Genomic DNA, 19,627 nt, shown 5'->3' with positions numbered 1-19,627 from the left:
TAAATTCCTCTTTTTAATTTATTAATCAATTAAAGATTAATAATCGTCATCATCTACTTGATTATTTGAATTACTTCTAGGTTGCTCAGCCGCAGAATTAACCGCTTCATTCTTTGCAAGGACAAAGATAAACGCAACAATAGCGCCGACAATTGCGTAGGTAACCATTGTGATATTCAGTGGTTTTGCAATTACGGCCATGAAGTAAGCTAATAAGAAGAAAATGATGTAATTTTTCTTACCGATAACATAAATAGTTAGCGCAATACCTACTGCAGCAAGACCACCACCAATTACATTAAGGACATGGAAAACAAGTCCACCAGCATTGGATTTAATGATATCTGCAATTATTGGCGCACCAAAATAGAGTGCGACAAACATAAATGGTAAAAAGAGTGCGACACTACAAATGATTGGTAAGATAATAATTGATAAAGTTAATCCCGAACTGTTAGCTTCGTCAGCATATCGTTCAGTTAATTTCATAATCATTGTATTGAGGAAAAATCTTAATTGGTATAAATACGATCCTAACAAACCAACAGGTACGGCTACAGCCACCGCTGCTGCTGGTTGCATATCGCCGAGTAATGCGACAGGTACAGCGACAGCTGTTGCAATTGCGGGTTCTGATGGCATTTGTCCGCCAGGAGAAAACACACCCATATAAATTAACTGTATTGCTGCGGTTATTATCATCGCGTTTGAAATATCATTAAAGACTATTCCAACAATTAACCCCGTCATCATCGGTGAGAATCTGAGTGTTAATGTTGCTCCACCCAGCCCCCGAGACATTACCATTGCAACCCATATTGAAATAATGGTTGCTTGAAGAAACGTTACATGCATTTCTTGCATATATAAACTCCTCGATTTTTTTATAATATTTAAAAAATTTTAAGAAACAATTGATTGTAATTCTTGCTTATTGACAAATTTCTCTACATCTTCGACACATTTCTCACCCATACCCTGCAAACACTCAATGGCATAAGCTGATGTATGTGGAGTAACAAGAACTTTTGGATGCTGAACTAGAGGATTGTCGTTATATGAAGGCTCGACATACATTACGTCAGTAGCATGACCCGCAACAATACCCTCATTCAATGCATGTAATAGTGCATTTTCATCAATTAGTTCGGCTCGAGCTGTATTGGTGATGTAAACGCCTTTTTTCATTAAAGAAAATTGGTGATCTTTTAAGATATGATAACTAGTTTCATTTAATGAAGCATTTAGAGAAATGATATCCGCATGTTTTAGCAAATACTCTAAATCAACAATTTCAATATTATGTTGATTAGCCCATTGTTTATTTACGTTTGGATCTACAACAAGTAAGCGCGCATTAAATCCGTGTTTAAAAATTTCTGCCACACGGCTTCCAATATTCCCACAGCCAATAACGCCAACAACTTTACCCGTAACATTGATACCCAAAAAAGAGGCTCTTTTTTTCCAATCATTTGATTTCACTGCAGCTTGTGACTGAACTGTTTGCCTAATTAATGCAAGTAAATTAGTCACTGCATTTTCGGCTACAGCATCTCGCTCCACTAGAGGCGGTACAATTGTTACAATCGTTCCATGTTCCCTTGCAGCAACAACATCAACATTATTAAAACCTATTCCATGACGAGAAATTAAAAACAAAGGGTCTTTTTTATTATCAAAAAAATCTTTGTTAAAAAAAGGTCTAACACTAGCAATAAAAATATTAAAACCTTCTAAAGCCTTTGCTAATTCCTTCCCTGGTATATCATTATCAAAAGTAAAATGCTTTACTTCACCAATTTTTTCTAATCGTTTTAAATGATCTGGAAAATATTTTCCAAAACTACTTGAGTTAATTATCGCAATTTTATAATTATCCACTCCATACTCCTAATCAATGAATGATAAACGTCACTGCTTTTTATTTAAAATGAACGTTATTCATCCTTTTTCTGACTTAAATGTGACAGGTAACATTGATTATAATTAATATGATTTAAAAAAAAGTGAATTTAGATCACATATTTAACAAATATTATAAAAATCAGCTTTGATAAGGGGATAATTATTTTCTATCAGAAAATATACTAATAATGCTGGAGGGCTTTAAGAATATAGCTTTAGGAATGTAGCATTAGCTAGTTCAAGACATAATAAAAAAGGGCAATCATGCCCTTTATAAAATTTAAGATTGCTATTTTTTATAAGCATCATTATGTACACCAACTGCTGCACGGCCTGACGGATCATTTAGATTTTTAAATGATTCATCCCATTCAATCGCTTTTGCAGTTGAACAAGCAACGGTTGGGCCACCTGGTACACAATGTGCAGCACTTTCAACAGGGAATAATTCGTCAAAAATCTCACGATACATATACGCTTCTTTTGATGTTGGCGTATTGTATGGGAAACGGAATTTTGCATTTTCTAGCTGTTGATCCGTAATTTTGCTTTCAGCAATTTCTTTTAAGGTATCGATCCAACTGTAGCCTACACCGTCAGAGAATTGTTCTTTTTGACGCCATACCACTGATGCTGGTAAGTAAGATTCAAATGCTTCACGAACAATGTGTTTTTCCATTTTACCGTTACTACCACACATTTTATCTTTCGGATTAATACGCATTGCCACATCTAAGAATTTTTTATCCAAGAAAGGTACACGCGCTTCAACGCCCCATGCAGCCATTGCTTTATTAGCACGTGCACAATCGTACATGTGTAACGCGGCTAATTTTCGGACAGTTTCTTCATGAAACTCTTTGGCATTTGGCGCTTTGTGGAAATAGAGGTAACCACCAAATACTTCATCAGCACCTTCACCTGATAGGACCATTTTGATACCCATTGCTTTAATTTTTCTTGCCATTAAATACATTGGGGTTGAGGCACGAATCGTTGTTACATCATACGTTTCGATAAAATAAATAACATCACGGATTGCATCAATACCTTCTTGAATGGTGAAGTTAATTTCGTGGTGAACAGTACCTAGATGATCAGCAACTGCTTGTGCAGCCTTAAGATCTGGGGCACCTTTTAAACCAACCGCGAATGAGTGCAATTGTGGCCACCATGCTTCTGATTTTTCATGATCTTCAACGCGACGAGCAGAAAACTTTTTAGTAATTGCTGAAATAACAGAAGAATCAAGTCCACCAGATAATAAAACGCCATAAGGAACATCTGACATAAGATGACTTTTTACAGACTCTTCTAGTGCAACACGAAGTTCATTGATATCTGTCTTATTATCTTTGACGTTATCATATTCCATCCAATCACGTTTGTAATAGGTTTTAATTTCACCTTCTGTACTTGATAAGTAACTTCCAGGAGGAAAAGCCTCAATCGTTTTACAAACCGGAACCAATGCTTTCATTTCAGACGCAACGTAAAACGTGCCGTTTTCATCATGTCCCATATACATCGGAATGATACCGATATGATCACGACCAATAAAATAGGTGCCTTTATTAATATCATAAAGAATAAACGCAAACATACCTTGTAAGTCATCAAGACAGTGTATACCTTTTTCTTGATATAAAGCTAAGATCACTTCACAGTCAGAGCCTGTTTGGAATTCATAACGATCTTTGTACTGATTTCGGAGTTCTTGATGATTATAAATTTCGCCATTAACCGCTAAAACTAATGTTTTATCTTTATTATAAAGCGGTTGAGATCCAGTATTAACATCTACAATTGATAGACGTTCATGAGCTAAAATCGCTTTATCAGAAGCAAAAATACCAGACCAATCAGGGCCACGATGACGTTGCAGGCTTGATAGCTCTAATGCTTTTGTTCGTAGCTGTTCCGGATCTGATTTAATATCAAGAATACCTAAAATCGAACACATTGAATTTCTCCATTTAAAATCGCTATAGCGATACTATTTACTAATAAAATTTATATTAAATATTATTGCAAGCAAATCACAAAAATAACAGGATACACATTATTGATTAACAATTAAAGTACAATATCGTTATACTTTTCCTATAATAAAGATTGCTTTTATTTTTTTATCCACTGCCCTTGCTGTTTGATGTATTGACCAGCAGGCGTTTTTTCTTGAGCTTTACTTCCTGCTTTGTTTTGAACTTCAACTAGTGGCACGTTACTTTCAGCTGATACTTTTTGGTACTCTTGTTTACGAGCCTGATTAATTAATTGGGCAATTTCGCTTGCATTACCTTCATTTTTTACAACGCCTAAATAACCATCGGTTTGTTCTCCAACTAAACCATTTGCTTTTGCTTGAGGTAGTGAATTAATCGCTTGATCTAAATTTAAAGCAAAAACTGGCATAGCTAATAAGATTGATAATAATGCTACTATCGCTTTTTTATTCATAACAGACTCCTTATTAAATACATCGTATTAAGATGAATTAAATATGTAAAAACGGTTGAAATTTAAATGTTTTGCTATAAAAGTCGTGTTTATGCACTCATTAATATTAATATAAACCTGATTTATTAATAATATTATCTAGCGCTTTGTCCACTTTGATATTAATTTCGTGATCAATCTTAACGTTCAAATTGATATTAATTGGTTCATTTGGTGCTTGCACTTTAACCGTTGGCGTACAACCCATTAGTACAGCACTACACACTATAATTGTAATAATAGTTTTAATCATAGAATAACCTCTTATCTATCAAGATTTCCTTTTTAAATACGCTTCAATACGTTTGCGAATAGGTTCGTTAATTTGATCGGAAAGTTGTAAACTTATTAATAGTTTTGCAATATTCTCTTCAAGATTTATATTCAAATTCACCGCTTTACCATTTTCAACATCACGGTTATTACCTTGAATATTTAGTCCTAATTTAGCAATTTCATTTTGATAACTCACCATACCCGACAACTTAGTATAATGAAAATTTTTGATTATATCAGTGAGAATTTTCATATTCGGGTTAGCTTGGGCATAATTTTTCAGTGCCGTATTTTCAAACTGTAAATATCCTTCATTAACCGTAACTAACTGGCCGTTTTTTATGACGACTTCATTAAAAGCTGTCCCTTTTTTACTGGACGGTAATAATGTTATTGGCAAAGTGCCATCAATTGCCCCATCTCCAGCTAAACCATCGGCAGGATATTTAGCCAAGATATCTTTCAATTGTATCTTTTTTAGCCTTAAATTAAATTGTTGGGGTAATTTAGCTAAATTCAATTGTCCCTGATCAAGAAAAACTGAGCCAGAAAAAATAGCGGCTTGCGCTTTCGTCCATTTCACTAACCCTTTACTCGGTGCATTTAGCGATGCTGAATAACTACCTGCTAATCTAATCTTCTCGAAATTAACACCAATATTAACTTGTTGAATAGTCAATGCGGGCGTTGAAATAGTAAATTGATTGTTATTAAATGAAATATCGATGTTGCCAACTGCGGATTTAAATTCAGTCGCTTTAAATATGCCATCAAATTTATTAATTGTTAATGTTGATTTTGCATTAATTTGTTTCGATTCAAGCGAAATAGGTATTGTTACTTCAAAGGTCAGCTTTCCTACTAATGGTTTAACAATTAAGTCATCTGAAAATTTCGCTTTTTCAATATTAAAAAAAGCGTTGTCTGAACTCTTTAAAATAACTTTATCGCTAGTTAAAACCCCAGTAAATGGTAAAGTCAGATTACCTTTTTCTATTCCAAATTGATTCAAGGAAGTCGTCAAGACCCCCTCTTTGATTTCGAAGCAAGAATTTAACTGATCAAACGAAAGGTTAGCAGTTAATGTGTGTTGATTATTACTTGATAGATTAAGTTGTATTGTATTTTGCTCTTTAGTGGCCTGAACCTTCAGATTAACTAACTCTTTTTTCTGTTGATAAAATGTTAAAGAGTCGACATTGATATTATTTGGAAGCCAATAAATGATAGTCGATACAGTGGAAGAATTAGAAGAAGATTGATTGAGCTCTTGTGTATCTGTCACCTTTGGCAAGCCTGATTTATCAGTTGAATCGGACCAGTAAATATCAATACTTTTTGCCGTAAAGGTTGACAACGATAGTTTGACATTGCTCGCTTTTAACGATAATTGTGGCTGTTGTGAAATAGTTAGCTCATCAAAAGATAATCCGCCGAGGCCGATATCAATACCTTGCCAATCTATAGAAAGATTATGTTCATCCTTGAATGATAACCAATATCGCCAACCATATAAGCTTAATATCACTATTATGAGTAATATAAGAGATGGAATCCAATAACGTTTTTTTAAGCGAGCCATAATAAACTCTCAACAAGTGGATCGCCGAATAGTATCGGCGATTATTATGCTTGTTCTCTGTTAGCAATATAAGCCAATGCCTTGTCAATTCTTGCTAATGTACGTTTTTTACCAACAGCATAAACAGTTGCGTCAACAGAAGGCGATTGCCCAATTCCCGTCACTGCAACACGAAGTGGCATACCTACTTTACCCATCCCGACTTCAAGCTCGGTGGCTGTTGCCTCAATAGCATGATGAATTTTATCAATTTGCCAATCAAAATCTGAAATTGCTGCAATTTTAGCTTTGATTGCCTCTAAAGGTTCTTTTGCAACAGGTCGTAAATGTTTTTTAGCTGCATCAGCATCAAATTCATCAAAATCTTGATAGCAATAAGTACATGACTCTGCCATTTCTTTCAATGTTTTACAACGTTCACCAAATAGTTTCACTATAGTAATTAAATCAGGACCTTGTGTTAAATCATAACCTTGCTGATTCATATGCCAAACTAAATGCTGTGCAACATAATCAGCATCTAAATGATTAATATAATGATGATTTAACCAAAGTAATTTTTCAGTATTAAATGCACTGGCAGATTTACTTACTGCATCTAATGAAAAGAAATCAATCATTTCTGGTACGGAAAATATCTCTTGATCGCCATGAGACCAGCCTAGACGAACTAAATAGTTAAGCAAGGCTTCTGGCAGATAACCATCATCACGGTATTGCATCACACTCACTGCGCCATGACGTTTAGAGAGTTTTTGTCCATCGTCACCTAAAATCATTGATACATGACCATATTCAGGTAATGGTGCCCCTAGTGCTTTTAAAATATTAATTTGACGAGGCGTATTATTAATATGATCTTCACCACGAATAACATGGGTGATTTCCATATCCCAATCATCAACAACGACGCAAAAGTTATAAGTTGGAGAACCATCAGTGCGACGAATGATTAAATCATCCAGCTCTTTATTGGCAATTTCAATAGGACCACGAATTAAATCGTTAAAAATAACAACGCCATCGACCGGATTAGCAAAGCGAACAACATGTGGTTCGGTATGTGAATGCTGTTTTTGTACTTCATCACAACGACAATGACCATCATAACGCGCTTTTTCGCCTTTTGCCATTTGCTCTTCGCGCAATTTTTCTAAGCGCTCTTTTGAGCAATAACAACGATAAGCCGTTTTATTGGCTAACATTTCGTCAATAACTTGATTATAACGATCAAAACGTTTGGTTTGGAAATATGGGCCTTCATCCCATGATAATTTTAACCAATTCATACCTTCCATAATCGCATCAATCGCCTCTGGTGTTGAACGTTCAAGGTCGGTATCTTCAATACGCAATACAAAGGCGCCATGCGCATGGCGGGTATAAAGCCACGAATAAAGCGCAGTACGTGCACCACCAACATGTAAGTAACCAGTTGGGCTTGGTGCAAAACGGGTTTTAATTTTCATGAAATAATCCTATTAATAAAGAGCCCTAAAATGTCAATTTATCACTTATGCTCTTTTTATTTAACCGCTTTCCATCAATAGGAAAGGCAATTGCAATAAGTTCAATTTAGTTGCTTATTTTAACACGTCAAAAGGTTTGAGCAAGCCGTCAGTAATAGACAAAATTAGCAACTAATTTAAGTAGTTACTCAATATAAAATCGAGTATAAAAATATAAATTATCAAAGTTATTAATGAGCTTCATCCCAATTATTACCAATACCAACATCCACTTTTAATGGTACTGAGAGTTGATAACAATTTTCCATGATAGATTTAATAGATTTACTATATTCACTAACAAGCTCTTCTTTAACCTCAAATACAAGTTCATCGTGTACTTGCATTAACATTCTGATATTCCCGTTAGGCTGGGTTTTAATCCATTCACTCATCTTGATCATAGCTGTTTTAATAATATCAGCTGCTGTACCTTGCATTGGCGCATTAATTGCTGCACGCTCAGCACCTCGTTTTTCATTAACTCTAGATGAGCTAATTTTTGGTAAATATAATCGTCTTCCTGATAAGGTTTCAACGTAGCCTTGCTCGGATGCTTGTTGACGAATTCTGTCCATATACACTTGTACACCAGGATAACGTTCAAAATAACGATCAATATAGAATTTTGCTTCTTTACGAGGAATATTAATTTGTTTAGATAACCCAAAAGCACTCATGCCATAAATTAATCCGAAATTTACAGCTTTAGCTCTTCTTCGCTCTTCTGCGGTAACTTCTGGCTCTGGTTTACTTAGAATTTCACTCGCTGTCACCCGATGAATGTCTTTATCATGAGCAAAAGCATTTAGCAAACTTTTATCCTGCGATAAATGCGCCATAATACGTAGCTCAATTTGCGAATAATCAGCTGAAATAATTTTATAACCTTTTGGGGCGATAAATGCTTGACGAATACGGCGACCTTCCTCGGTTCGAACAGGAATATTTTGTAAATTAGGGTCGTTTGATGATAATCGTCCTGTTACAGTACCAATTTGGTTATAATTGGTATGAATTCGGTGATCAATTGGACTAATCATCAACGGTAGTTTATCGGTATAAGTATTTTTTAATTTGGCTAACCCTCGGTAATATAAAATTTTACGAGGTAATACATATGTATTTGCTAATTCATTTAATACTTCTTCACTTGTTGAAGGATCACCTTTAGGCGTTTTTTTGAGTACGGGTAATTGGTGTTTATCAAATAAAATTGCTTGAATTTGTTTTGGTGAACCCGGATTAAATTTTTCACCCGCAAGGAATTGTAACTCTTCTTCAGTATCCTTTAATATTTTGCTAAGTTCTTTTGAATACGCTTTTAATTGTTCAGCATCAACAAGAACCCCTGTTCTTTCCATGTCAGCTAAAATAATTGCTAGCGGCATTTCAATGTCTGAAAATAACTTAGTCAGTTTTTCATTTTTTTCTAGCTGTGGCCATAATTTTTGATGTAATTGAAGAGTAATATCCGCATCTTCTGCTGCATATTGGGTTGTTTTTTCAACATCAATAGTATCGATACTTGATTGCTTTCTACCAACTTTAGTTAATTCATCATAAGTAATTGTTTTATATTTCAAATAGCGTTTTGCCATACTATCCATGTCATGTCGTTGAGTGCTATTTAATACATAGGACTCTAACATGGTGTCATAAGCAATACCCTGCACTTGAATGCCATAGTTCGCCAATACACTGTAATCAAATTTGGCATTTTGGACGATTTTTTTAATTTGAGGATTCTCTAATATTGGTTTTAATTTTGCCAATACATCATTAAGCGGTAACTGCTCTGGAACACCTAGGTATTGATGAGCTAGAGGAATATAAGCAGCTTGATGTGGAGTAACACTTAGCGATATCCCAACAAGCCTAGCATGGAAATGATCGACATTATCCGTTTCCGTATCAAATGCAAAGGCTTCACAACTAGTTAATTTTGCAATCCATTCATCTAATTGTGTATCGGTTAAAATACATTGATAATCCTTTTCGTGTACTTCAGTCTCTAGCTCTTCTTGGTCAATCGAGGACAATTCCCCTTCAATTTCGACAGGAATTTGACTTTGCTGATTTAAAAAGTTACCCGTGATTAATTCTTTTTGCCAACGGTGGAAATCATAATAAGCAAACAATTCAACTAATTTAGTTGTATCGATATCACCTATAAGCAATTGTTCCGTCGTAAAATCTAATGGAACATCCGTTTTAATTGTCGCCAATAAATAACAAAGGTCAGCTTCTTTCTTATGATCAGCCAATTTACTTTTCAATGATTTAGCACCACGAATAGGCAATTTTTGAATTTCATCCAAATGGCTATAAATATCATTTAAACTTTCAAAATGCGTTAATAAATTTAGTGCCGTTTTTTCACCAATTCCCGGAACACCAGGAATATTATCAGACGTATCACCTCTTAGTGCTAAATAATCAATCATTTTTTCTGGTGGAACACCAAATTTTTTCATAACACCTTCTGGGTCAAGAATTGTGTTATTCATGGTATTTATTAGTGTGATTTTATCACTGACTAATTGTGCCATATCTTTGTCACCAGTACTGATTAGTACCTCAAGATTTTCTTTTTCCGCTTGTCTAGCCAATGTGCCTATCACATCATCAGCCTCAACTCCATCTACGCAAAGCAGTGGTAATCCCATCGCTTTTAAAATAGTATGAATTGGTTCGATTTGAGGTCGTAAATTTTCAGGCATTTCTTCACGAGTAGCTTTATATTCGCTATAAAGTTCATTACGGAAAGATCCGCCACTTGCATCAAAAACGACAGCAATATGAGTTGGATCATATTGATTTATTAGACTGCGTATCATATTGACCACACCAAAAATAGCCCCAGTAGGTTCACCTTTGGAATTAGTTAATGGAGGGCATGCAAAAAAAGCACGATAAAGATAAGAAGAGCCATCAATCAAAATAATTGGCGTATTATTTGGCATTAATAGTTACCCAAATGTTATTTAATACAGTTATTATTAGTATAACCTAATTAGTAACAATATTCTTGTGAGTACCGATAATATAGTGTAAAAATATTCGAGATCGCATCGATCTTTAAGTCAAATTGATTAATTAAAAATACTGTATATCCCTATATCACTATTATATAATACTGATATCTATTTTCGTCTGAGTATCAAATAAATGACAGAATTAAGTCCTGCAGCACAAGAGGTCAAAAAAGCACTAGCAGCTAAAAATCTTGAAACCCCATCATGTCGTTTACCTATGGACAATAGCGAAAGGAAAGCAAAAATAGAAGCACATTTTCGAGAAATCATGAAACTTATGGAACTCGATTTAAGTGATGATAGTCTTGCTGAAACTCCGCACCGCGTTGCAAAAATGTATGTTGATGAGATCTTTTCCGGACTTAACTATCATAACTTTCCCAAAATCACCCTGATTGAAAACAAAATGCAGGTTGATGAAATGATTACCGTTCGTGATATTACTTTAACCAGTGTTTGTGAGCACCATTTTGTGACCATTGACGGTAAAGCCACCGTTTCTTATATCCCAAAAGATAAAGTGATTGGTTTATCAAAAATCAATCGGATTGTTGAATTCTTTTCCCAGCGCCCGCAAGTGCAAGAAAGATTAACCCAACAAATTTTGGTGGCACTACAGACGCTATTAGGAACAGTTAATGTTGCTGTTTCAATTGATGCTACTCACTATTGTGTTAAAGCTCGAGGTATTAAAGATTCCAATAGTTTAACTACCACGACCGCATTAGGGGGAGGCTTTAAAACTAATCCAAGCACCCGACAAGAGTTTTTACGCGCATTAAATCATTAATAATAAAGGATATTGAATGAAATATTTATCACTCATGTTTATGATACTGTTTATTACAGCCTGTTCTGAACAGGAATCTAATCATAATGATAAATTTATTGGTTTTTGGGTTGAAGGTGGTCCGGATTATAAACATACGGCGTCGATCGCCAATCTTGTTGAAATAAGTAAACAAGGAGACAATTACTTTATCAATGAAAACTACGTTTATGGTAATGGTCAAACCATTGCGATGCGAAAACTCACAAAATCACAAGACAATTTCGACGGACTGGCTTATCCATCAGAAAGAAATTTTGGTTTAGAAAACAAAGTGACTATGGATGATGATACAAAAATCGGTATATTTAATACCCATTTCTTTCGAATTTCAAAAGAAGAAGCAGAGCACATTAAACGCGATGTAAAAGAGTGCGAAGAGATAGAAAAAAACCGTTTTTTTATTCCTAATGAGCAACAAGCTGAATATAAAAAACGGGCAAAAGAACTGGCTTATTGTCGGATTTTTTGGTAACAATCCAAATTCACGCCAATCTAAATTCAGTGGATTTTTGTGACAGTCGTATGGGAATTGATTATTCATCAAAATCCCAAAATCAAATACAAATCAGCTTTATATTACGTGCATCTTTAAGAAAGATTGGTATAATTCACAGCTATTTTAGTTAAAACATCACAATTAATAGCACGCTTTCATGAAGATCATTCGCGGTATTGATAATTTAAACAATCAATTTACTCAATGTGTACTTACATTGGGCAACTTTGATGGCGTGCATTTAGGACACCAACAATTAATTAACCATTTAATAAAACAAAGTAAGAAATTAAACTTACCAACAGTGGTTATGTTATTTGAGCCTCAACCTTTAGAGTTTTTTTGCAAACAAAATGCTCCCGCTAGGTTAACGTCTTTTAAAGAAAAAGTGGAATTAATTAAAAAATTGGGTATCGACTATATTATTGCGGTGCCATTTACCCAAACCTTTGCCAATATGTTAGCCCCAGATTTTATTCAAGATTGGTTGATAAACAAATTACAAGCTAAATATATTGTTATTGGCGATGATTTCCGATTTGGTCGTGAGCGTAAAGGTGATATTAATCTTTTACAACAATATACTCATAACAATCAATTTGTAGTTGAGAGTATGCCCACGTTTGTTTGGAATGATTTAAGGATCAGCAGTACAGCTGTTCGTGAGGCGTTATTTAATAGTGATTTTAAATTGGCTCATTGCCTTTTAGGCCGTAATTATGCCATTGAAGGGAAAGTGGTTCATGGCAATGCGTTAGCCAGACAATTAGGATTTCCGACAGCCAATATTCATTTAAATCGAAAAAAAACCGCTTTACAAGGCGTCTATTTTGTAAAAGTCAAAAACTGTTGTAGTAATCAGCATTATCATGGCATTGCCAATATCGGTATAAGACCAACCATTGAAGGCAAAAAGGCTATTTTAGAGGTTAATCTATTTGACTTTTCAGGTGATATTTATGGACAATATTTAGACGTTATATTCGTTCATAAGTTACGCGACGAGAAAAAATTTGATTCGCTAACCGATTTAAAACAACAAATTGCACAAGATGTTTGCACTGCGAAACAGATCAGTGCAAAATTAACCAATTAAAAAGTAGTTTCAACAAAAATTAACTGGAATAAATCAGCATGACAGACTATAAAAACACATTGAATTTACCGGAAACCGGATTCCCTATGCGAGGTGATCTTGCTAAACGTGAACCGGCGATGTTGCAAAATTGGTACGATAAAGAACTTTATCGCAAAATCCGTCAAGGCAAAAAAGGCAAAAAAGCTTTTATTCTGCATGATGGACCTCCTTATGCAAACGGAAAACTTCATATTGGTCATGCCGTTAATAAAATAATTAAAGACATTATTATCAAATCAAAAGGCTTAAGTGGTTATGACTCCCCATATATTCCAGGATGGGATTGTCATGGTTTGCCGATTGAGCAAAAAGTCGAGGAGCAAGTCGGTAAACCAGGTGTAAAAGTAACACCAGCTGAGTTTCGCCAAATTTGTCGCGATTATGCTGCCTCACAAGTTGAACTACAAAAAGCTGATTTTATTCGCATGGGTGTGCTTGGGGATTGGCAAAATCCATACCGTACAATGGACTATGATACTGAAGCGAATATTATTCGTGCTTTAGGTAGAGTGATTCAAAATGGGCATTTAGTCAAAGGTGCTAAACCAGTTTATTGGTGTACAGATTGTATGTCAGCTTTAGCGGAAGCTGAAGTCGAATATTATGATAAATCATCGCCCGCAATAGATGTAAAATTCAAAGCCGTAGATAACCAAGCTGTTGCAAGTAAATTTGGTGTTAATACCGACCTAACTATTTATGCCGTGATTTGGACGACAACACCTTGGACATTACCTGCCAGCCGAGGTATTGCCTTAAATGCTGAATTTGAGTATCAACTAGTACAAATAAACGATAAAGAATGCTTAATTTTAGCCGCTGATCTGGTCGAATCAGTCATGAAACGTGCCGAAATTTCAGAATGGAAAGTACTTGGCAGCTGTAAAGGTGATGCGCTTGAGCTATTACGCTTTAAACATCCTTTCCTTGAGTTTGATGAACCAATTGTACTTGGTGAACATGTGACAGTTGACGCAGGTACAGGTGCAGTGCACACGGCGCCTGGTCACGGTGTTGAAGACTTTTTAGTTGGTCAAAAATATGGGCTTGAAGTTGCTAACCCAGTTGGTGGCAATGGCTGTTATTTACCTGGAACAGGTGTTGGTTTAGATGGTTTATTTGTTTTCAAAGCTAATAAAGTGGTAGTTGAACTATTAAAAGAACGCAATGCTTTACTACACTTTGAAAACATTGAACATAGCTATCCTTGTTGCTGGCGACATAAAACGCCTGTTATCTACCGTGCAACACCACAATGGTTTATCAGTATGGATAAACAAGGTTTACGTGCTCAATCACTAAAAGAGATCAAACAAGTTCGTTGGATTCCAGATTGGGGACAAGCTCGAATTGAAACTATGGTAGCGAACCGTCCTGATTGGTGTATTTCACGTCAACGCACATGGGGCGTGCCTATGACGCTATTTGTGCATAAAGAAACTGAAGAGTTACATCCAGACACACTACAACTAGTTGAGAAAGTGGCTAAATTGGTTGAACAAAACGGTATTCAAGCATGGTGGGATGCCGATATTAAAGATTTATTAGGTCCTGATGCTGATGATTATCGTAAAGTGCCCGATACACTAGATGTATGGTTTGATTCAGGCTCAACATTCTACTCAGTGGTTGGCGTGCGTCCTGAATTTGCAGGACACGAAGCTGATATGTACTTAGAAGGTTCAGATCAGCATCGTGGTTGGTTTATGTCTTCATTAATGCTATCAACGGCAATTGATAACAAAGCACCGTATAAACAAGTATTAACTCACGGTTTTGTGGTCGATGGACAAGGACGTAAGATGTCTAAATCACTTGGTAACATTGTGACCCCTCAAGAAGTGATGAATAAACTTGGGGCAGATATTTTACGTTTGTGGATTGCATCGACTGATTATTCAGGCGAAATGAGTTATTCAGATGAAATCATTAAACGTGCAGCCGATAGCTACCGTCGTATTCGTAATACCGCACGCTTCTTACTGGCTAACTTAAATGGTTTCGATCCAGCTAAAGATATGGTTAAACCAGAAGATATGGTAGTACTTGATCGTTGGGCTGTCAGTATAGCTAAAGAAGCTCAAGAGCAAATCATTCAAGCTTATGAAAACTACGATTTCCATAGAGTCGTACAACGTATTATGCAATTTTGCTCAATCGAAATGGGCTCATTCTATTTAGATATTATCAAAGATCGTCAATATACAGCAAAAAGCGATAGTGTTGCGCGCCATAGTTGTCAAACTGCGTTATATCATATCGCTCAAGCGATGGTTCGTTGGATTGCACCAGTTTTATCATTCACTGCTGATGAAATTTGGCAATATCTACCTGCTACTGAAAAATCTGAATTTGTATTTGAAGATGAATGGTATACCTTGCTATTTACCTTATCAGATAGTGAAACATTAAACAGTGCTTATTGGGCTCAAATCTTAGCTATTCGAAGTGAAGTCAATAAAGTTTTAGAACAAGGCCGTAATGATAAAGTTATCGGGGGATCACTTGAAGCAGCGGTAACCCTTTATGCTAATAGCGAAATAGCAACGGCACTCGCTAAATTAGAAAACGAATTACGCTTTGTATTACTGACTTCACAAGCGACGGTGAAACCTTTAGAAAATGCACCACAACATGCGGTACAAAGTGATATTCAAGGTCTTAAAATTGAACTTGCTAAAGCACAAGGCGATAAATGTCCTCGTTGCTGGCATTTTACAGTTGATAACAACCCAACCACTCACTTATGTAAACGTTGTGAACAAAACATTCATGGTAATGGTGAAGTTAGACATTTTGCCTAAGTGATATAAAAATAAATAGGGCTATAAAAATAATTTTATAGCAATTAAGAACACTTACCGCCGACGATTGTCGGCGGTATTATAATAATGAGCATAAACTATATGAAAAAAGATAACGGACTTCACTGGTTATTATTTGCGGTTGTCGTTTTTATTATCGATATCGCAAGTAAATTCTGGATTATAAATAATTTTTACTTATTTGAATCTGTAAATCTTTTACCCTTCTTCTCTATCACCTATGTACATAATATTGGCGCAGCTTTCAGTATTTTTGAAGGTCAACGATGGATACTTGCTGCCGTAGCTTTTGCTGTTAGTGTCGTAATTGTTTATATGTTATATCGCAGTAACCATAAGCAAAAATTAGAAAATTTTTCATTAGCATTAATTTTAGGTGGTGCATTAGGAAACCTATTTGACCGTCTTTACCATGGATTTGTTGTCGACTTTCTAGATGTCAATTTTGGTGATTGGCACTACCCAACTTTTAATATTGCTGATTGTGCGATTTGTTTAGGTATTGGATTTTACATCCTAAGCAATTATGCTAAAAAGACTGACTAATATGCAGATTATACTCGCTAATCCTCGTGGCTTTTGTGCTGGAGTAGATCGAGCTATTACTATCGTTGAACGCGCGCTTGAGCTATTTGGTGCTCCTGTTTATGTTCGCCATGAAGTTGTACATAATCGCTACGTAGTTAACCGTCTTAAAGAACTTGGCGCAATATTTATCGAAGATCTCAATGATGTCCCAGACGATAGTATCCTTATTTTTTCTGCCCATGGGGTATCTAAAACAGTTCGTGATGAGGCCAAACGTCGTCAGCTACGAATATTCGATGCAACATGCCCTTTAGTAACTAAAGTTCATATGGAAGTCGCCAGAGCAAGCTATCGAGGTGAAGAGGTTATTCTTATTGGTCATGCTGGCCATATTGAAGTAGATGGCACGATGGGACAATATAGTAATCCAGCAGGTGGAATCTATTTAGTCGAATCAATTAAAGATGTACAAAACTTGCAAGTAAAAAATGACAATCATCTCTGTTTTACAACACAAACAACCTTATCGGTTGATGATACCGCAGAAATCATTGAAGCGTTAAAAAATCGATTTCCCAATATTCGTAGCCCTCGTAAAAACGATATTTGTTACGCCACCACTAACCGCCAACAAGCAGTTAAGCAGTTATCATCTCAAGCCGATATTGTCTTAGTGGTTGGATCTAAAAATTCATCAAACTCCAGTCGATTAGCAGAGCTTGCAAGACGAAACAGCAAAAATGCCTACTTAATCGACTACGCCTCAGACATCAATCTTAAATGGCTAGAAAATGCTCAAACTATTGGTGTCACCGCTGGCGCTTCTGCCCCAGAAATTTTAGTTAAACAAGTTATTGAGCATCTAAAAAGTTTAGGTTGCACATCAATGATTGAAACCGAAGGTATTTCAGAAAATATTACTTTTGAAATTCCCAAAGAGTTACGTATAGAAGTTAAAACAACTGATTAAGAAGCATGTGTTAGTTGCTTAAATTTTTCTAATAACTCTTCTTGGGTTTCGACATGCTCTGGATCAGCAATAATCGCATTTTGAATTGGACAGACGCGTTGACAGGTAGAATGATCATAATAACCGACACACTCAGTGCATTTATTTGGATCAATCTCATAAGTATCGAACCCCATTGAAATGGCCTCATTTGGACATTCAGGTTCACACATATCACAATTAATACACTTATCAGTTATTTTTAACGCCATTGCTACAATATCTTTAACGAATAAAAAATTTGCGCCATTATAACGCAATACTAAATAAATCCTAATACGGATCTACATTTACATTAAGTATTGACAAAACTTTTGCAAAAAATTTTGAGGAACGGGGTTTTTGAAGGTCTAAAATTGCATAAATTTGGAAATTAAAGCCTAATTCATATCAAAATAAGTGTTCCTAATCAGATTATCCACTTAAAAAGTTATTAAAATTTTAAATTATTTTAGAAACTTATCAGCTTGACGCGCAAATAGTTTTATTAGTAAATTGAACGAAGGAATGCCTCAAAGCTTCACTAATTTCCATTAGTAAGTTAATAAGGAATTGCCTACTTTTTCTGTGCAATAAACAGGTATTCCTATGTATGATTATCTAATGATATTTATAATTAAATTTTTAAGTACATATTGAAAGAAAGGTGATTTTTCTATCAATTCAGAAATATCTTTAATATGTTATACAGTTAAAAATTTTCATAAAAATTACAATTTATTATCTTTAGTTATCATTGCAAATGAAATTAATACGATACAATGCTCAAAAAATAACAAAAACGAAAGGATGAAAAATTGGCAAAATTCTTTAGATTCAAATATATCGTTATCTTTATTGCCACTTTAGTTGTGCTTTATTTAGGAAAATTAATTTTTTTTCCTTCAGAGCCTGCCGTTAATTATATTACGTCGCCAGTAACGAAAGGAAATGTTGAGAAAACGGTTCTTGCTGATGGCACTATAAGCGCTTTTAAACAAGTTAGTGTTGGTGCACAAGTTTCTGGACAAATCAAAAAATTGTATGTTGAACTTGGCGATGAAGTTAAGCAGGGAGATATGATTGCTGAGATTGATGATCTTAAACAAAGTAACGATCTCAAACAATCTGAAGCAAAATTAAACAGCTTGGAAGCTCAGCGTACATCTAAGCAAGCAAAATTAGTTAACTATCAACTAACTTATGAACGCCAATTAAAACTGGTTAAAAAAGGGGTTGGTGTCCAATCAGATTTAGATTCAGCAAAAGCCGATCTTGATGCAATCAAAGCTGATATTGCAGCGCTTGATGCAGATATTGTTAGCGCTCAAGTGGCAGTTGATACTGCAAAAGTTAATTTAGGTTATACCAAAATACGCTCACCAATTGATGGTGTTATTGTTGCCATTCCTGTCGACCAAGGGCAAACGGTAAACTCGGTACAAAGTGCTCCGACTATCGTTAAAGTCGCTCAATTGGATAAAATGACCATTGAAGCACAAATTTCGGAAGCCGATGTTATTGGTGTTAAAAAAGGTATGCCCGTTTATTTCACTATATTAGGACAACCAAACAAGCGGTTTGAGGGATTAACATTAAGATCGATTGAGCCTGCACCTGACTCAATTAATACTGAAAACTCTACGTTAAGCGCATCATCTACCACCAAAAGTGCAATTTACTACAATGGTTTATTTGATGTTGATAACCCTGATCATCTTTTACGTATTTCAATGACAGCTCAAGTATATATTGTGTTAGCTGAAGCGAAAAATGTACTGACTATTCCATCCCAAGCTGTTCAAAAAAATTTAGCAGATAATAAAGCGATTATTTATCTACTTGATCAACATAATAATGTTGAAGAACGAGAAGTCAGTCTAGGTATCAATAATAATATCAATGTGGAAATCAAATCGGGACTTAAAGAAGGTGAAGTCGTCATTATTGGTAGTAACAATGGCGCATTATTTAATCCTAATGGACGCACGCCGAGGATAAGATTTTGA

The 19,627-nt window shown here is 35.3% G+C and carries 16 protein-coding genes; 7 read left to right on the top strand and 9 right to left on the bottom strand.

From position 1 onward, the window contains the following. Nucleotides 1-36: 36 nt before the first annotated feature. The 8 genes from J3U18_RS11600 to polA form a co-directional block, all read right to left on the bottom strand. Nucleotides 37-855, bottom strand: a complete 819-nt coding sequence (locus tag J3U18_RS11600) for a PTS mannose/fructose/sorbose/N-acetylgalactosamine transporter subunit IIC (protein WP_416380420.1) — start codon at nt 853-855, stop codon at nt 37-39. A 48-nt stretch (nt 856-903) separates the two neighbouring features. Further along, complete coding sequence (locus tag J3U18_RS11595; protein ID WP_065733558.1) at nt 904-1,884, bottom strand: D-isomer specific 2-hydroxyacid dehydrogenase family protein; 981 nt, start codon at nt 1,882-1,884, stop codon at nt 904-906. 313 nt (nt 1,885-2,197) lie between these two features. After that, nucleotides 2,198-3,871: an asparagine synthase B gene (asnB, locus tag J3U18_RS11590; RefSeq protein WP_065563818.1), complete on the bottom strand. Its 1,674-nt coding sequence runs from the start codon at nt 3,869-3,871 to the stop codon at nt 2,198-2,200. A 158-nt stretch (nt 3,872-4,029) separates the two neighbouring features. Then, a complete protein-coding gene (locus J3U18_RS11585) occupies nt 4,030-4,368 on the bottom strand; it encodes a YdbL family protein (RefSeq protein WP_267337758.1) in 339 nt (112 codons plus the stop codon). Nucleotides 4,369-4,474: 106 nt separating this feature from the next. Then, on the bottom strand, nt 4,475-4,660 hold the full coding sequence (locus J3U18_RS11580; protein ID WP_065563820.1) for a YnbE family lipoprotein: 186 nt from the start codon (nt 4,658-4,660) through the stop codon (nt 4,475-4,477). A gap of 18 nt (nt 4,661-4,678) precedes the next feature. Then, a complete protein-coding gene (locus tag J3U18_RS11575) occupies nt 4,679-6,265 on the bottom strand; it encodes an intermembrane phospholipid transport protein YdbH family protein (RefSeq protein ID WP_267354200.1) in 1,587 nt (528 codons plus the stop codon). A 44-nt stretch (nt 6,266-6,309) separates the two neighbouring features. Then, a complete protein-coding gene (gene gltX / locus J3U18_RS11570) occupies nt 6,310-7,734 on the bottom strand; it encodes a glutamate--tRNA ligase (RefSeq protein ID WP_267354198.1) in 1,425 nt (474 codons plus the stop codon). Nucleotides 7,735-7,964: 230 nt separating this feature from the next. Beyond that, a complete protein-coding gene (polA, locus tag J3U18_RS11565; RefSeq protein WP_267354196.1) occupies nt 7,965-10,739 on the bottom strand; it encodes a DNA polymerase I in 2,775 nt (924 codons plus the stop codon). Nucleotides 10,740-10,944: 205 nt separating this feature from the next. Here polA and folE point away from each other — a divergent pair, with 205 nt between their 5' ends. The 6 genes from folE to ispH all read left to right on the top strand — a co-directional run bounded on the left by folE (nt 10,945) and on the right by ispH (nt 17,600). Further along, complete coding sequence (folE, locus tag J3U18_RS11560; RefSeq protein WP_065733552.1) at nt 10,945-11,601, top strand: GTP cyclohydrolase I FolE; 657 nt, start codon at nt 10,945-10,947, stop codon at nt 11,599-11,601. A gap of 16 nt (nt 11,602-11,617) precedes the next feature. Beyond that, the gene (locus J3U18_RS11555; RefSeq protein WP_220225363.1) at nt 11,618-12,115 is read left to right on the top strand and encodes a hypothetical protein; all 498 of its coding nucleotides are present in this window, start codon (nt 11,618-11,620) and stop codon (nt 12,113-12,115) included. A 181-nt stretch (nt 12,116-12,296) separates the two neighbouring features. Beyond that, on the top strand, nt 12,297-13,235 hold the full coding sequence (gene ribF, locus J3U18_RS11550) for a bifunctional riboflavin kinase/FAD synthetase (protein ID WP_267354194.1): 939 nt from the start codon (nt 12,297-12,299) through the stop codon (nt 13,233-13,235). Between the two features lie 38 nt (nt 13,236-13,273). Beyond that, nucleotides 13,274-16,081, top strand: coding sequence for an isoleucine--tRNA ligase (ileS, locus tag J3U18_RS11545; protein ID WP_267354193.1), 2,808 nt, complete (start codon nt 13,274-13,276; stop codon nt 16,079-16,081). A gap of 102 nt (nt 16,082-16,183) precedes the next feature. Then, entirely contained in the window at nt 16,184-16,648 is a 465-nt protein-coding gene (gene lspA, locus J3U18_RS11540; RefSeq protein ID WP_065733549.1) for a signal peptidase II, read from the top strand. Nucleotide 16,649: 1 nt separating this feature from the next. Continuing rightward, nucleotides 16,650-17,600, top strand: coding sequence for a 4-hydroxy-3-methylbut-2-enyl diphosphate reductase (ispH, locus tag J3U18_RS11535; RefSeq protein WP_065563829.1), 951 nt, complete (start codon nt 16,650-16,652; stop codon nt 17,598-17,600). On the opposite strand, the gene J3U18_RS11530 is transcribed toward ispH, so the two are convergent. Then, on the bottom strand, nt 17,597-17,851 hold the full coding sequence (locus J3U18_RS11530) for a YfhL family 4Fe-4S dicluster ferredoxin (RefSeq protein WP_065733593.1): 255 nt from the start codon (nt 17,849-17,851) through the stop codon (nt 17,597-17,599). The genes ispH and J3U18_RS11530 overlap by 4 nt on opposite strands. 585 nt (nt 17,852-18,436) lie before the next feature. Here J3U18_RS11530 and J3U18_RS11525 point away from each other — a divergent pair. Next, nucleotides 18,437-19,627, top strand: coding sequence for an efflux RND transporter periplasmic adaptor subunit (locus tag J3U18_RS11525; RefSeq protein WP_267354191.1), 1,191 nt, complete (start codon nt 18,437-18,439; stop codon nt 19,625-19,627).

This window comes from Gilliamella sp. B3482 (genome assembly GCF_026536805.1).
In the GTDB taxonomy this organism is placed as follows: Bacteria; Pseudomonadota; Gammaproteobacteria; order Enterobacterales; family Orbaceae; genus Gilliamella; species Gilliamella apicola_E.
Note: the sequence above shows the minus strand (reverse complement) of the source record. Positions and strands in the feature narration are given on the sequence as shown.